The organism is Methylobacterium sp. J-048, assembly GCF_022829515.1.
In the GTDB taxonomy this organism is placed as follows: domain Bacteria; phylum Pseudomonadota; class Alphaproteobacteria; order Rhizobiales; family Beijerinckiaceae; genus Methylobacterium.
Window position 1 is genome coordinate 77,152 of record NZ_JAKSYL010000120.1, and the last position, 13,607, is coordinate 90,758.

Consider the following 13,607-nt stretch of genomic DNA (forward strand, 5'->3'; position numbering starts at 1 on the left):
CCATGCTGCTGACCGACGCGCTCGCCATTGAGGTAGGCCTGGACCCGAAGGCCCTGCGGAAGGGACTGGCCGAGGTCTCCACCTCCATGCGCAAGGCTCGGGAGGGCGCGCAGAAGGATGGCACCGCCATCGAGAGGAGCCTGGACGGTGCGGCCGAGGCCGTGGATCGGCTTGCCCGCAACGCGTTGAAGCTGTTCGCCCTGTTCACCGCCGGGCGGGCGGTCAAGGACTTCGTTCAGGACATCACGTCGGCGGACGCTGCTCTTGGTCGGTTGGCAAAATCCATCGGCTCGACCCCTGAGGCGATCAGCTCGCTTGCCAATGCGGTGGCCCGCGGCGGCGGATCGGTGGCTGCGACCGCCGGCTCATTCGAAAAGCTGTCCGACTCGATCAACGAGATCAAGGTCACGGGGAACAGCAGCCTGTTGCCGATGCTCGGGCGCCTTCAGGGCATCTCCGGCAAGGCGATCCGGTTGAACCAGGATCTGGCGACCACCTTCGGCGACATCGCGGACGCGGCCAAGGGCACGGCCGACAAGATGGGCGCCCCGTTCGCTACCTACCTGTTGAAGCAAGCCGGGATCGACCGCGACACGGCAGCCCTACTCATCCAGGGTCGCGACAAGCTCAACGAGGCACTGGAGAGGTCCCGCAAGGTCGGCATCGTCTCGGACAAGGACACCAAGGCCGCGCAGGCGCTCACCACGTCGATTGAGACCCTCCGGCAAACCTCGGAGAGCTTTGGCCGTCAGATCCTCACGGGTGTATCGCCGACGATCACCCGCTTGCTCACCCAGTTTCAGGAGTGGATCGAAAAGAACCGCGGCATCATCGACAGCAAGATCGCCGAGTACATCAAGCGGTTCTCGGACTGGATCAATTCCATCAATTGGGAGGCGGTCGGCGAAGGCCTGCGCAACTTCGGGGCAGGAGCTCTACGGGTCGCGGACTCGTTCGGCGGGTTGTTGAAGATTTGCGAGGCCCTTTTCCTGTTCTGGGTCGGCTCCAAAGCCATCCGTATGGTGCAGGCCATTCTGGGTGTCGCCGGCCTACTCGGCAGCGGGCCGCTTGGTTGGGCGATCCGGTTGGCGATGGGTGCGGCCGCACTCGGCGCCGTAACCGCCGACCAGATGCCGAAGGTGCTGGCCAAGGAGGGCGCGGCCGGTGTCGACCCTGCGACCGGCGGCGCCACCGAACGGCCGCCGGCCGACCTCTATGGTAAGGAAGGAGCAGCCCGCCCGTGGCTGCGCCGGCAGTGGAACCGGGTCAAACGGGTCTTCGGCGGCGGGTCGGCCGAAGCGCATAACGGCGGCAGCCCGATGCCGGAAGGCAGCGGCGCCGGCAACCTGACGCGCCTCACGGAGGAGGAGGCCAAAAGGGCCGGTATCGACCCGCGCATCATGCATGGCATCCGGGCGGGTGAGAGCGGGCACGGAGCGGGCTACGATCGCGCCATCACGGCCCGCGAGCAAAGCTACGGCCCGTGGCAGCTCAATCGGAAGGGCGGGCTCGGGACCGAGTTCGAGCGCGAGACCGGCATGGATCTGACGGACCCGAAAACCATCCCGGCGCAAACCCGGTGGGTGGCCCAGTACATTGCTCGCCAGCGCAAGCTCAATCCGAACTGGAGCCCCGGCGGGCTGTGGCACGGCTATCGCGGCAACCAAGATGCCGACCCGAAGTGGGGCGACTCTGGGTATAAGCCGACGCCTGATGCGACGGCGCAGGGTGGCAACAAGCCTGCCGCCGGCACCCCGGAGGGCGTGACCGATATCAGCGGGCAGGCGGCCTATCGTGGCGGTCAGCTTTCGGACGTGAAAGGCTTCGTGTTCCACCACACGGGCGGCCGGGGCACCCCCGAAGGTGTCGTCAACACCCTCAACCAGCGCGGCCTAGGCGTTCAGTACGTCATGGATCGGGATGGAAAGATCTATCAGACCCTCGCCCCGGGCGCCCGCGGGTCGCACATCAAACCCGCACAGAACGGCTCCGGGCTGACCAATTCAAACAGCCTCGGCATGGAGGTGATCGCCAAGGACGACAAAGATATCAATCCGATCCAAGTCGAGGCGGCCAAGCGCTTCATGGCTCAGATGCAGAAGCAATACCCGGGCATTCAGGTCTACGGGCACGGAGAGCTTAACTCTCACAAGCAGGAGACCGAAGGGAGGACCATCGTCGACGCCATTCGCCGATCACAGCCTCCGGCAGCTACCGCAGCGGCAGAGGGCAGGACGGGATCGGCGCCGACCCCTGGCTCGACGAGTGCGCTAGAGGCCCAGCGTGCGGGAGCTATGGCTGCCATCGTGCAGGCGCAGGCGGCACAAGCGGCAGTGACCGGCAATACGTCAAACGACAACCGCGCGACGACCGACAACTCGTCCCAGTGGAACATTCAGAATGTGAACCTCCACACCGCTGCGACGGATGGGCGGGCAGCGGCCGGCGAGTTCGTGGACACGATCCGGGGCCGATCCTATGCGGCGGCGGCGAACCGGGGGCTGGCCTAGTCCTCCGGGCCGACTTGGCGCCCGCGCGGGAAAGTATAGGGATCGGGTTGCACGAACCGGCCGGCGACCCAGCCCTCGACGGAGCGGTAGCGGACAAAGATCCACTCGCCGAGGCCGTCGCCGCTGTAGCGGATGCCGCGCCCGTTTGGTGGGATGATGCCGACGATTTTAGCATCACCGGTGGGGAATTCGCGCACGTTCAGCGCATCATTCGGGGCAACGCCCATCACCCGTAGGGTTTCTGCCTTGGCGGCAGAGACCGATGCAGCGAGGATCACGGCGGCGAGGGCGTAGCGCATGGCGGGAGGATAGCCGCTGGGATGGCGGTGTCGAGACCTTATCAACCTACAGGTAGGTAGCGAATCAGTTGCCGCTTGATCGGTCTGGAAGGCGTGTGGGGAATTCAAGAGCGTCATTTTGTGATCGCTTGATTTCAAATCGCGCTCTTTCATTCCGAATGCGACAAGCCCATCTCAATCAAACGAAAATTCCGGAAATTTGGTGCCGACGAAGCGCGCGGCAAAATGCCGAGCGCGAACTAAAGCGCTCGAAAATCGGAACCAAAAATTGACGAGCCTTTTTCTAGTGTGTCATAGCGAGCGCGTCGCCGGCTCGCTCTGACTGGCGATTATGAGGAACACGGTATGGCCGACAACACAGGATCTGCCCATGGGGCCGGTGCCGTGGTTGCGCGGGATACGGAGCGATTCAAGCTTCTTTTCAAGAACGGTCGCCCTGAGATCTCCGCTGACTACAAGGCGCCTCTGTCAATGAAGCTCACCCGCGCGGTCATCGGCGATCGCTCGCGCGCGGCCTGACGCACGCCTTTTTTCCCAAGGCCGTCAATCAAGCCCTTCTCAGTCTCATTCAACCTAGCGTAGGCAGGGCGACCTTGCCGTTAGCAGGTCGCCCTTCCTATGCAAATGACCGCCGACTGCCTCGACCGTTGGTTGGGGAGCTTCGATAATTTCAGGCCCGACTTTTTAGATTTTTGCTGGACGGTCAGCAAATCGCTGGGTTTCGAATTCGAGTTCTCTCAAGACATTCTTCGTGCTGCCCACGAAGGATGGGCGGCAAGCCACGACATGTGGCTCGCTGAGCGCATGGGCTCGGACACCAGCGGTCTTTCGCACATCAAGATTATGGGGCTCCTTCTCCACCAGCTGTGTCGCGCACAGTGGGTAAAGGAAATTCGAGAATACAAAGGCTCGGCCCTAGAGTTCAACGGCACCGCTCAAGAGCGAGATGAAACCGCCAAGGATTTTCTTGGTGGGCCAGAAGCTTTTTTTTCTCTACAGTTTGTGCTGCAGATCATAAACTGGTTTGAGGCCGCTCGCCAGGACAAAACAGAGCCGTTCAATCCTCGCATGACCGAGGATATGGCACATGATCTGATGTTTTATTTGGTAAATGGGCATCATACAGAGGTGTCAAGCGTTCTTATTCTTAAAGGCCTCTATATTCGCGACTAACCAAGTCGAGTCATAGGTCAGAGGACACTTTCTCCCATGAGTGTCATCTGGGTGCACTCCTGCATAACTGCCTAATAAATTTTATGACGCCGCCAGCGCGCTAGACTTTAAGTGACTACGACCCATTTGCCTTCACATCCATTGGCGAAGGAGCCACAAATGGCCGACACTAAAACACGGGTAGATGGCCCAGTTAGTATCAGATCCGACAGCGCCGAGCGCGTCGCGCTTGAGCTATACCATCACATTCGCTTAGGCACCGCTGAGCAACAAGACGATGCTCTTGAATTGTTCGCGCGCTGCCTCATGCATACTCGTGATCATTACAGATCTGTTGCGGAAGTGAAGAAGCTTATTAAGCAGGGATAGCTTCAGCTCAACACCTTAAGATTTGTCGAAACCATAAGATGTTGGCAAAACCTGCGAAGCGGTTGCAGCCGCTTCGCCTCAAGCGCGTCGCCGCGAAAATTCAACCCAGCGCCTTCCTCAGCCGCACCCCCGGTCCCTCGCCGTTCTCCTCGATGAAGATGACACCGGCGCCTTCGAGGGCGGCCTGCAGGGCGGCGACGGTACGTCCCTTGAGCTCTTCGCCAGCCTCGAAGCGCGACACCGTGTTGGTCGAGACCTGAGCCTGATCGGCCAGTTCGCGGATCCCGATCCCGAGCCCGGCACGGGCCATCTTGCACTGAGCAGGCGTCAAAATCGCGTCCTTGCTGCGAATTCGCATTGACACCGCAAAAGCAGTGCGTATGTTCGCAACACAGTAGCGAAATCGCTGCTGAACCTCAAGCGGCCTGCCAAGGTGTTCTAGCACCGCAGCAGGCCTAGCCATCAACGTCTGGGATCTCCGTCAATGGCCTCTCAAGCCCATAGCACACGCACGCCCTTATTACCCCAGTCCGGCAACCCGCGGCCCTTATTAGGCCAGGGGTTCGGCCAGCAGCCGGGCCCCGTCACACAGGCTATCCGCACCATGCGGGCCGCCGAACCGTCCGACCACGCCATCGTCGCCATCGAGGACGGGCTGGCCAGCTTCTTCGCCGAGCAAGTTCTGGATCCACGTCAGTTCACCCACGGCATCCGCACCCTGTCCCGCACCGAGGTCGAGAACCTGGTCGAGGGGTTGATCGATCTTCTCGACGGCTGGGATGGTGAGGCCGATCGTGAGTTCGAGGACCCGGAAGCCTCGGCCACTGAGTGGACTGGCCGCGGCACTCACCGCTTCAATGTCGGGAGGGCGGCATGAGCCACCATCCCGCATTCAACTCAGTCGATAGCATGGAAGGGGACATTCGGGATTTGGGTCTCTGGGCCAGCGTGCTCAATCGCATGGGCACGACCGAAGACCCTATCGATCCCGAGGACGTCTGGGTCATCAGCAACGTGCTGTCCGCGATGGCTAAGCGCCTCGACGCGCACCGCCGGGAAGCGTTCGGCAAGGTTGGAGGGAGGGCTTGATGGCTGCCTCTACCCGCCGCGCCGCGCTCGGCGCCATCCTCGCCGCCCCGCTTACAGGCGGGGCCGTCATGGCCCTTCCTTCCGGCTCGCTGCCGCCTGCTGCGCCGTCCGACCTCGTCCAAGCCTGCGATTGGGCCATCCAGCACCGAGGCTGGATCAACAAATCTGCGGTTGCTGAGCACTGGGACGACGACCGCTTGGACGTTGAGACCCGTCAACACGAAGCTATCGTCGTTCGGGCTGCCACGGAGGCTTCTCGGAGCCCAGCAGACTTAGCGGCGAAAGCCCGCCTGCTGCTCGACGAGTGGGCCGACTCGGGCCTGTTAAAGAGCACCTACGGTGACGAGCGGCTCGCTGCTACGATCCTGCAGGAGGTGATCAAGCTATGCGCCTGATCAGCCCTCTCGTCGCCGCGATGGCGTGGTGGCGGATGCGGCGGGTCCGCCGTGCCGGTGACGACATGCGCCGGGCCAGGAAAGGCCTGCGCCAAGCGGATTACCTCGCCACCCGCGCTCTGCGGACGCTGATCGCGGTGGGTCGAGGTCCGATCCCGCGCACGCTCAGCGGCGTGCCGGCGATCCCGCCGATGCCGGTGCTGTGCTGGTAGGGGTGGGGGACGCGTCCCCCACCTTGGGGTCCGGAAAACCTGAGTGGCGCACAGGTTATCGCCGGATCCGAATTAGCATCCACGCCCGCCCGTCGCTGGGGGGAAATGGCTCAGGGCGAGCGTGGACGGCCGGAGACCAAGCCGACCTCGGAGTGAATGCAAAATGCATGCGACTTGTCGCGAACGCCGCTCACGCATCTCGTGCGGGCGGATCAGCGCTGCGACGTCTCTAGCCGTACTCGGAAAGCCCGAAATTTGGTATGGGCCAGGATGTGGGTAAGCAGCAAGATCGAAAAGCTAAGATGCTGACGATAAACAGTATTTAATCGAATAGACGAGGATCAGGTAGCCGCCGAACAAAGGCGCCAGGGTCGTGCCGAACGAGTTGAAGGCCTGGACCAGGTTGAGGCGCGCCGGGGCGGTCTCCGGCGGCCCGACCACCGCCACGTAGGGGTTGGCGGCGACCTGGAGCAGGGTGATGCCGCTCGCGATCACGAACAGGGCGGTGAGGGTGATCGCGTACGAGACCTGATGCGAGGCCAGGACCATGCCGAGCGTGCCCAGCGCCATGATGCCGAGGCCGACCACCAGGGCCCGCTGGTAGCCGATGCGCGCGATCAGCTTCGCCGCCGGGATCGAGGCCACGAAATACGCGATGAACCACACCGACTCGATCAGCGTGGTCTGCGTGTAGCTGAGGTCGAACACGCTCCGCAGATGGGGCAGCAGCGTGTTGTTGATGACCGTGATGAAGCCCCACATGAAGAAGAGGCTCGCGAGCAGCGAGAGGGCCGGGCGGTAGCTGCCCTGGTCCCGCGTCGCCGTCTCCGCCGCGGGCGATCCGATGCTCGCGATCGGTCCTGCCATCAAACGTTTCCTCTTGCCGGGGCCGCCTTACGGGCCCCTTGTTGTAGAACGCAATTGTATGAGTATATAGCGATTCTACGGACGTCAACCGCGGCCTCCGTCGAGGACCCGCGCCCGGCCGGCAAGCGGTCGGCAGGAGGAGTCGGGCATCGTGCGGGGGGATCGGATGCGTGGAGTAGGAGCGGTGGCGCTGGGTGCCTGTGCGGCGATCCCGATGGTCGCCCGGGCGGCCGAGCCGGTCCGGACTCTGTTCGGCACCCTGCCGGACGGACGCGCGGTCGAGGAGGTGACGCTCACCAACGGCAAGGGCATCACCGCCCGGGTGATCGCCTGGGGCGCCCTGCTGCGGAGCCTCGAGGTGCCCGACCGCGCCGGCAAGCCCGCCGACATCGTCCTCGGCTACGGCGACCTCGCCGGCTACCTCGCCAAGCCCAATTATTTCGGGGCCAGCGTCGGGCGCTACGCCAACCGGATCCGCGGCGGGCGCTTCACCCTGGACGGCCGGACCTACACGCTCGCCACCAATGACGGCCCGAACACCCTGCACGGCGGCAATGCCGGCTTCGACAAGCGGCTCTGGACCATCACCGAGGTCAAGGGCGGTGCCACCCCGTCGGTTACCCTGCGCTACGTCAGCCCGGACGGCGAGGAGGGCTTTCCCGGCACCCTCACGGTCACGGCGACCTATACGCTGGACGCCACCGACACGCTCACCATCAGCTACCAGGCCACCACCGACAAGCCGACGATCGTCAACCTGACCAACCACAGCTTCTTCAACCTCGCCGGCGAGGGCTCGGGCCGCTCGGTCCTCGACCAGATTCTGACCATCCCGGCCGAGCGCTACACCCCGGTCGACGCCACGCAGATCCCCACGGGCGCGCATGTTCCGGTGGCGGGGACGCCGTTCGATTTCCGCACGCCGACGGTGATCGGCTCGCGCATCCGCGACGGGCGGGACATCCAGATCGTGCGCGGGCGCGGCTATGACCACAACTGGGTCGTGACCGACGCCCCGACAGTCGAGCCGCATCTCGTGGCGAAGGTCGAGGATCCTCACTCGGGCCGGGTTCTGGAGGTCGCCAGCAACCAGCCAGGTGTGCAATTCTACACCGGTAACTTCATCGACGCGACCGTGGTGGGTAAATCCGGCCTCGTTTACCGGCAGTCGGACGCCCTCGCGATCGAGCCCGAATTGTTCCCCGACACGCCGAACCAGCCGGCCTTCGGCTCGGCCCGGCTCGACCCCGGCGCCACATATCGGACCGTGATCACCTACCGCTTCTCCGCCAGCTCCGCACCCCGGACCCAGCCATGACCGACCGCCCGACCACCCGCCCCCTGCGCTCCCGCGCCTGGTTCGACAACCCCGACAACATCGACATGACGGCGCTCTACCTGGAGCGCTACCTGAACTTCGGGTTGAGCCTGGAGGAGTTGCGCTCGGGCAAGCCGATCATCGGCATCGCCCAGACCGGCTCCGACCTGTCGCCGTGCAACCGGCATCACCTCGTCCTGGCGGAGCGCGTGCGCGAGGGCATCCGCGAGGCCGGCGGCATCGCCCTCGAATTCCCGGTCCACCCGATTCAGGAGACCGGCAAGCGGCCCACCGCCGGGCTCGACCGCAACCTCGCCTATCTCGGCCTGGTCGAGCTGCTGTACGGCTACCCCCTCGACGGCGTGGTGCTGACCACCGGCTGCGACAAGACCACCCCGGCCTGCCTGATGGCGGCCGCCACCGTGAACATCCCGGCCATCGCCCTGTCGGTCGGGCCGATGCTCAACGGCTGGTACAAGGGCCAGCGCACCGGCTCCGGCACGATCGTGTGGCGGGCGCGCCAGATGCTGGCCGCGGGGGAGATCGACAATGACGGCTTCATCAAGCTGGTGACCTCGTCGGCCCCCTCCACCGGCTACTGCAACACGATGGGCACGGCGACGACGATGAACGCGCTCGGCGAGGCGCTCGGCATGATGCTGCCGGGCTCCGCGGCGATCCCGGCGCCCTACCGGGACCGCCAGGAGGTCGCCTACCGCACGGGCAAGCGCATCGTCGAGATGGTGGCGGAGGATCTCAAGCCGACCGACATCCTGACCCGGGAGGCGTTCCTCAACGCGATCGTGCTCAACTCGGCGATCGGCGGCTCGACCAACGCCCCGATCCACTTGGCCGCGCTCGCCCGCCACGCGGGGGTCGAGCTCGACATCGCCGACTGGCAGACCCACGGCCTCGACGTGCCGCTCCTGGTCAACCTGCAACCGGCGGGCGAGTATCTCGGTGAGGATTATTACCGCGCCGGCGGCCTCCCGGCGGTGGCCGCGCAGCTGATGCGGCGCGGGCTGCTCCACGAGAACGCCCTGACGGTGAACGGGCGCACCATCGGCGACAATTGCCGCGGCGCGGAGATCGAGGACGAGGACGTGATCCGCCCGATCGACCGGCCGCTGAAGGAGGCCGCGGGCTTCCTGGTGCTGCGCGGCAACCTGTTCGACGCGGCGATCATGAAGACCAGCGTGATCGGCGAGGAGTTCCGGCAGCGCTACCTCTCGAACCCCGAGGATCCGGAGGCCTTCGAAGGCCGGGCCGTGGTGTTCGACGGGCCGGAGGATTACCACCACCGCATCGACGACCCGGCGCTGGGGATCGACGACAACAGCATCCTGATCATGCGCGGCGCCGGCCCGGTCGGCTATCCGGGCGCGGCCGAGGTGGTGAACATGCGTCCGCCCGCCTACCTGATCCGCTCAGGGGTGCACGCGCTGCCGTGCCTCGGCGACGGGCGCCAGTCCGGGACCTCGGCCTCGCCCTCGATCCTCAACGCCTCGCCCGAGGCGGCGGTGGGCGGCGGCCTCGCGCTGCTGCGCACCGGCGACCGGGTGCGGATCGACCTGAAGCGCGGCACCGCCGACATGCTGCTCGACGCGGACGAGATCGCGCGCCGGCGCAAGGCCCTGGAGGAGGCCGGGGGCTACGCCTATCCGGCGTCCCAGACCCCGTGGCAGGCGATCCAGCGCGCGAGTGTCGGGCAGATGCACACCGGGGCGATTCTGGAGGGGGCCGAGCGCTTCCAGCGGATTGCTCAGACCAGCGGGCTGCCGCGCGACAACCACTGAACGGAAGCCCCGCCGCCACGACGGCGGCGGGGTCCTTTACGCCTTCAGCGACAATTCGGTGTCGGCGAGCGCGAGGCGGACGAGCTCGGTCATCGCCGCGCGCGCCGCCTCGACGTCGCCGGCCACGATCGCCTCATACAGGACCCGGTGGTCCGGCATCGGATCCCGGGGCAGGGCGCTGCGACGCTGCTTGAAGATCGTCGTCCAAGTCACTGCTGCGGCTATGGAACTCGATAGCGCCATCAGCGGCCCGTTGCGCGCCGCTTCCAGGATCGTGTTGTGGAACGCCTGGTCGGCGGCCCGCCCGATCTCTGTGGCGAGGCCGTAGCGGCCCATCTCCTCCAGGGCATGGCCCATCCGCGAGATGTCGAGGCCCGAGCGCCGCTCGGCCGCCAGGGCCGCGGCTGCCGGCTCGACGATCATCCGCAGTTCGAACAGGTCCCGGATGAAGGTTTCGCTGGGCTCGGCCTCGAAGGCCCAGGCGAGGATGTCGGGATCGAGCAGGTTCCAGCGGCTGCGCTGGGTCACCCGTGTCCCGGTCCGGGGCCGGCTCTCGACCAGCCCCTTGGCGCTCAGGATGCGAACCGCCTCGCGATAGGCGGTGCGCGAGACCTTCAACTGCTCCGAGAATTCGATCTCGCCGGGCAGCACGTCCCCCGGCGCGTAGCGACCCGCCAGGATCGCGATGCCCAGATCCCGCGCCACCGAGCCGTGGATCCGGCGCGAGCCCGAGGCCAGCGGCAGCTTGATGTCCTCGAACCCCGGATCCCCCCTCACCTGACACCTCCAGTCCGAGCCGCCAGGTCCGGGGCAGGATCGCCGCGATCGTACCTGGAAGTTGTAGGAGCGCAAGCAGCGACACCCGCTAGCATCATAATGCCACGAGGCTTGCAGCCACTGCACAACTGCTCTAAGTTATTTGTATGAGTAAAGAGCTGAGTGTGAACGCGGAGATTCGCGGCACGATCCTGATCGGTGCCGAGGATGCCGCTGCGGCAGATACCTTCCGGGCCGTGGAGGCCGCAAGCGGGGCGGCGCTGGAGCCGGCCTTCTCCGCTGCCGGCACGGCCGAGGTCGAGGCCGCCTGCGCCTTGGCGGATGCGGCGTTCCCGAGCTTCTCCGAATCGACCCCCGAGCTGCGTGCCGGGTTCCTGGAATCCGTGGCCGAGGCCGTGGGCGATCTCGGCGAGGCCCTGATCGAGCGGGCCATCGCCGAGACCGGGCTGCCGCGCGCCCGGCTTGAGGGCGAGCGTGCCCGCACCATCGGCCAGCTGCGCCTGTTCGCGAGCGTCGTCCGGGCGGGCGAGTGGGTCCAAGCCACGATCGATCCGGCCCAGCCCAAGCGCACGCCTCTGCCGCGCCCCGACCTGCGCCGCCGTCACGTCGCGCTGGGCCCGGTGGCGGTGTTCGGCGCCAGCAACTTCCCGCTCGCCTTCTCGGTGGCCGGGGGCGACACCGCCTCCGCACTGGCCGCCGGCTGCCCGGTGGTGGTCAAGGGCCACCCGGCCCATCCCGGGACCGGCGAGCTGGTGGCCCGGGCGGTGCGGTCCGCGGTGGCGGCGAGCGACCTGCATCCGGGCGTGTTCTCGTACCTGCCGGGGCCGTCGAACGCCCTGGGGACGGCGCTCGTCGCCGATTCGCGGATCAAGGCCGTGGGCTTCACCGGCTCGCGCGGCGGCGGCCTCGCCCTGCTGCGGGTGGCGGCGGGACGCCCCGAGCCGATCCCGGTCTATGCCGAGATGAGCGCAGTCAATCCGGTCCTGCTGCTGCCCGGTGCCCTGCGGGCGCGGGGCGCGGCCCTGGCCGCCGGCTTCGTCCAGTCCCTGACCCTGGGGGCCGGGCAGTTCTGCACAAATCCAGGCCTGCTGATCGGGATCGCGGGGTCCGACCTCGAGGCCTTCGCGGAGGCCGCCGCGACGGCGATCCGCGAGAGCGCGCCACACGCGATGCTGACCGCCGACATCCGCACCCGCTTCGAGCGCGGCGTCGCCGAGATGGCGGCGCGTCCCGGGGTGACCGTCGCGGCCCGCGGGGAGAAAGCCGGAGCGGGGGGCGCCCCCGCGGCCCTGCTGCGCACCGACGGCGCGCGGTTCCTGGCGGATCCCGGCCTCTCTGACGAGATGTTCGGCCCCGCGGCGATCCTGGTGGCGGCCGCGGACCTCGATGAGGTCAACCGCATCATCGCGGCGCTCCCGGGCCAGCTGACCGCGACGCTGCATCTCGACCGCGCCGACGAGCACATCGCCGCCGGTCTGGTCCCGGCGCTGGGCCGCAAGGCCGGCCGCATCCTGGCCAATGGCTGGCCCACCGGCGTGGAGGTCGCGCCCGCGATGGTCCATGGCGGCCCGTTCCCGGCGACCTCCGACGGGCGCAGCACCTCGGTCGGCACCCTGGCGATCGAGCGCTTCCTGCGTCCGGTTTGCTACCAGGACCTGCCCGACGCGCTGCTGCCGCAGCCCCTGCGACCGGACAATCCCTGGCATCTCACCCGCAGGGTCGACGGCACCATCAGCCCGGCCTTCGACCGCTGACGCGACGGCGCGCTGCGCCACCTGATTTCGAGCCGGCCCGACGAAGGCCGGCCCTGGGAGGATCACGATGGGTCAATCACTCCTACAATTCCGCGCCCCCGACGGGCGCCGGGGTGTGGCGGTGCTGGAAGACGGCCGGGCGCGGAGCGTTGTCGGCGTGGACAGCGTTCTCGACCTGGCCCGGCGGGCCCTGGCGGCGGGGGACAGCCTGGCCGAGACGGCGTCCCGGCTCGGGCTCGACGACGCGGTGGATCTCGACGCCGTGCGGCTGCTGCCGCCGATCGACCACGCGGATCCCGCGCACCTGCTGCTGAGCGGCACCGGCCTGACCCATCTCGGCTCGGCGGAGGGCCGGGACAAGATGCACCGCGCCGCGGCGGCGGATCCGGCCCCGACCGATTCGATGCGGATGTTCCGGATGGGCGTCGAGGGCGGCAAGCCCGCCCCGGGCGAGACCGGGGTCCAGCCCGAATGGTTCTACAAGGGTGACGGCGCCGCGATCGTCGGCACCGGCGAGCCGCTCCTGTCGCCGGCCTTCGCCCTCGACGGCGGCGAGGAGCCGGAGATCGCCGGGATCTACCTGATCGACCCGGACGGCCATCCGGTGCGCCTCGGCTTCGCGCTGGCGAACGAGTTCTCCGACCACGTCACCGAGCGCGGCAACTACCTGTGGCTCGCCCATTCGAAGCTCCGCCCGGCCGCGCTCGGCCCGGAACTGTGGCTGGGAGATCTGCCCGCCGACGTGCGCGGCTCCAGCCGCATCCGGCGCGACGGCGCCGTGCTCTGGGAGAAGCCGTTCCTCTCGGGTGAGGCGAACATGTCCCACACGATCGAGAACCTGGAGCGGCACCACTTCAAATACGCGCCGTTCCGCCGCCCCGGCGACCTGCACGTCCACTTCTTCGGCACCGCCACCCTGTCGTTCAGCGACGGCGTCACGGCGCAGCCCGGCGACGTGTTCGAGATCGAGGCCGCCCCGTTCACCCTGCCGCTGCGCAATCCCCTGGCGGTCGCGCCGGCCCGCGATCTGTCCGTGAAGGTCCTCTGA

At 66.9% G+C, this 13,607-nt stretch carries 15 protein-coding genes; 11 read left to right on the forward strand and 4 right to left on the reverse strand.

Annotated elements, in window-relative coordinates; all coding sequences use genetic code 11:
• The first annotated feature begins 2 nt into the window (after positions 1–2).
• A complete protein-coding gene (locus MKL09_RS09820; protein WP_244019835.1) occupies positions 3–2,510 on the forward strand; it encodes a peptidoglycan recognition family protein in 2,508 nt (835 codons plus the stop codon).
• Here the strand turns inward: MKL09_RS09820 and MKL09_RS09825 are convergent.
• Entirely contained in the window at positions 2,507–2,809 is a 303-nt protein-coding gene (locus MKL09_RS09825; RefSeq protein ID WP_244019836.1) for an SH3 domain-containing protein, read from the reverse strand. The genes MKL09_RS09820 and MKL09_RS09825 overlap by 4 nt on opposite strands.
• Positions 2,810–3,154: 345 nt before the next feature.
• On the opposite strand from MKL09_RS09825, the gene MKL09_RS09830 reads away from it, so the two are divergent.
• A complete protein-coding gene (locus tag MKL09_RS09830; protein ID WP_244019837.1) occupies positions 3,155–3,328 on the forward strand; it encodes a hypothetical protein in 174 nt (57 codons plus the stop codon).
• A gap of 99 nt (positions 3,329–3,427) precedes the next feature.
• A complete protein-coding gene (locus MKL09_RS09835) occupies positions 3,428–3,982 on the forward strand; it encodes a hypothetical protein (protein WP_244019839.1) in 555 nt (184 codons plus the stop codon).
• Positions 3,983–4,451: 469 nt separating this feature from the next.
• Here MKL09_RS09835 and MKL09_RS09840 read toward each other — a convergent pair whose 3' ends face one another.
• Positions 4,452–4,682, reverse strand: coding sequence for a helix-turn-helix domain-containing protein (locus MKL09_RS09840; protein ID WP_244019840.1), 231 nt, complete (start codon positions 4,680–4,682; stop codon positions 4,452–4,454).
• 273 nt (positions 4,683–4,955) lie between these two features.
• Between MKL09_RS09840 and MKL09_RS09845 the strand changes: the two genes are divergently transcribed.
• Genes MKL09_RS09845 through MKL09_RS09860 form a run of 4 tightly spaced genes read left to right on the forward strand, consistent with a single transcriptional unit; the run spans position 4,956 to position 6,047 of the window.
• Positions 4,956–5,228, forward strand: a complete 273-nt coding sequence (locus MKL09_RS09845; RefSeq protein WP_244019841.1) for a hypothetical protein — start codon at positions 4,956–4,958, stop codon at positions 5,226–5,228.
• On the forward strand, positions 5,225–5,440 hold the full coding sequence (locus tag MKL09_RS09850; RefSeq protein ID WP_244019842.1) for a hypothetical protein: 216 nt from the start codon (positions 5,225–5,227) through the stop codon (positions 5,438–5,440). Before MKL09_RS09845 ends, MKL09_RS09850 begins: the two co-directional genes overlap by 4 nt.
• Complete coding sequence (locus MKL09_RS09855; RefSeq protein ID WP_244019843.1) at positions 5,440–5,835, forward strand: hypothetical protein; 396 nt, start codon at positions 5,440–5,442, stop codon at positions 5,833–5,835. The genes MKL09_RS09850 and MKL09_RS09855 overlap by 1 nt, the downstream gene beginning before the upstream one ends.
• Positions 5,826–6,047, forward strand: coding sequence for a hypothetical protein (locus MKL09_RS09860; RefSeq protein ID WP_244019844.1), 222 nt, complete (start codon positions 5,826–5,828; stop codon positions 6,045–6,047). Before MKL09_RS09855 ends, MKL09_RS09860 begins: the two co-directional genes overlap by 10 nt.
• A gap of 297 nt (positions 6,048–6,344) precedes the next feature.
• Here the strand turns inward: MKL09_RS09860 and MKL09_RS09865 are convergent, their stop codons facing one another.
• Positions 6,345–6,914 (reverse strand): MFS transporter, encoded by a 570-nt coding sequence (locus MKL09_RS09865; RefSeq protein WP_244019845.1) that lies wholly within the window; start codon positions 6,912–6,914, stop codon positions 6,345–6,347.
• Between the two features lie 166 nt (positions 6,915–7,080).
• Between MKL09_RS09865 and MKL09_RS09870 the strand changes: the two genes are divergently transcribed.
• Complete coding sequence (locus MKL09_RS09870) at positions 7,081–8,232, forward strand: aldose epimerase family protein (protein ID WP_244019846.1); 1,152 nt, start codon at positions 7,081–7,083, stop codon at positions 8,230–8,232.
• On the forward strand, positions 8,229–10,028 hold the full coding sequence (locus MKL09_RS09875; RefSeq protein WP_244019848.1) for an IlvD/Edd family dehydratase: 1,800 nt from the start codon (positions 8,229–8,231) through the stop codon (positions 10,026–10,028). The genes MKL09_RS09870 and MKL09_RS09875 overlap by 4 nt, the downstream gene beginning before the upstream one ends.
• A 36-nt stretch (positions 10,029–10,064) precedes the next feature.
• Here MKL09_RS09875 and MKL09_RS09880 read toward each other — a convergent pair whose 3' ends face one another.
• A complete protein-coding gene (locus tag MKL09_RS09880) occupies positions 10,065–10,805 on the reverse strand; it encodes a FadR/GntR family transcriptional regulator (RefSeq protein WP_244019850.1) in 741 nt (246 codons plus the stop codon).
• A 146-nt stretch (positions 10,806–10,951) separates the two neighbouring features.
• Here MKL09_RS09880 and MKL09_RS09885 point away from each other — a divergent pair, with 146 nt between their 5' ends.
• Positions 10,952–12,559 carry an aldehyde dehydrogenase (NADP(+)) gene (locus MKL09_RS09885; protein ID WP_244019851.1) on the forward strand — a complete coding sequence of 536 codons (1,608 nt, stop codon included), beginning with the start codon at positions 10,952–10,954 and terminating at the stop codon, positions 12,557–12,559.
• A 67-nt stretch (positions 12,560–12,626) separates the two neighbouring features.
• A complete protein-coding gene (gene araD1 / locus MKL09_RS09890; RefSeq protein ID WP_244019852.1) occupies positions 12,627–13,607 on the forward strand; it encodes an AraD1 family protein in 981 nt (326 codons plus the stop codon).

Excerpts from the sequence above, each read along its gene's own strand:
- MKL09_RS09855 (WP_244019843.1), top strand. The coding sequence starts at position 5,440 with ATGGCTGCCTCTACCCGCCGCGCCGCGCTCGGCGCCATCCTCGCCGCC.
- MKL09_RS09860 (WP_244019844.1), top strand. The coding sequence starts at position 5,826 with ATGCGCCTGATCAGCCCTCTCGTCGCCGCGATGGCGTGGTGGCGGATG.
- MKL09_RS09875 (WP_244019848.1), top strand. The coding sequence starts at position 8,229 with ATGACCGACCGCCCGACCACCCGCCCCCTGCGCTCCCGCGCCTGGTTC.
- MKL09_RS09850 (WP_244019842.1), top strand. The coding sequence starts at position 5,225 with ATGAGCCACCATCCCGCATTCAACTCAGTCGATAGCATGGAAGGGGAC.
- MKL09_RS09825 (WP_244019836.1), bottom strand. The coding sequence starts at position 2,809 with ATGCGCTACGCCCTCGCCGCCGTGATCCTCGCTGCATCGGTCTCTGCC.
- araD1 (WP_244019852.1), top strand. The coding sequence starts at position 12,627 with ATGGGTCAATCACTCCTACAATTCCGCGCCCCCGACGGGCGCCGGGGT.
- MKL09_RS09885 (WP_244019851.1), top strand. The coding sequence starts at position 10,952 with ATGAGTAAAGAGCTGAGTGTGAACGCGGAGATTCGCGGCACGATCCTG.
- MKL09_RS09820 (WP_244019835.1), top strand. The coding sequence starts at position 3 with ATGCTGCTGACCGACGCGCTCGCCATTGAGGTAGGCCTGGACCCGAAG.
- MKL09_RS09870 (WP_244019846.1), top strand. The coding sequence starts at position 7,081 with ATGCGTGGAGTAGGAGCGGTGGCGCTGGGTGCCTGTGCGGCGATCCCG.
- MKL09_RS09845 (WP_244019841.1), top strand. The coding sequence starts at position 4,956 with ATGCGGGCCGCCGAACCGTCCGACCACGCCATCGTCGCCATCGAGGAC.
- MKL09_RS09865 (WP_244019845.1), bottom strand. The coding sequence starts at position 6,914 with ATGGCAGGACCGATCGCGAGCATCGGATCGCCCGCGGCGGAGACGGCG.
- MKL09_RS09835 (WP_244019839.1), top strand. The coding sequence starts at position 3,428 with ATGCAAATGACCGCCGACTGCCTCGACCGTTGGTTGGGGAGCTTCGAT.
- MKL09_RS09830 (WP_244019837.1), top strand. The coding sequence starts at position 3,155 with ATGGCCGACAACACAGGATCTGCCCATGGGGCCGGTGCCGTGGTTGCG.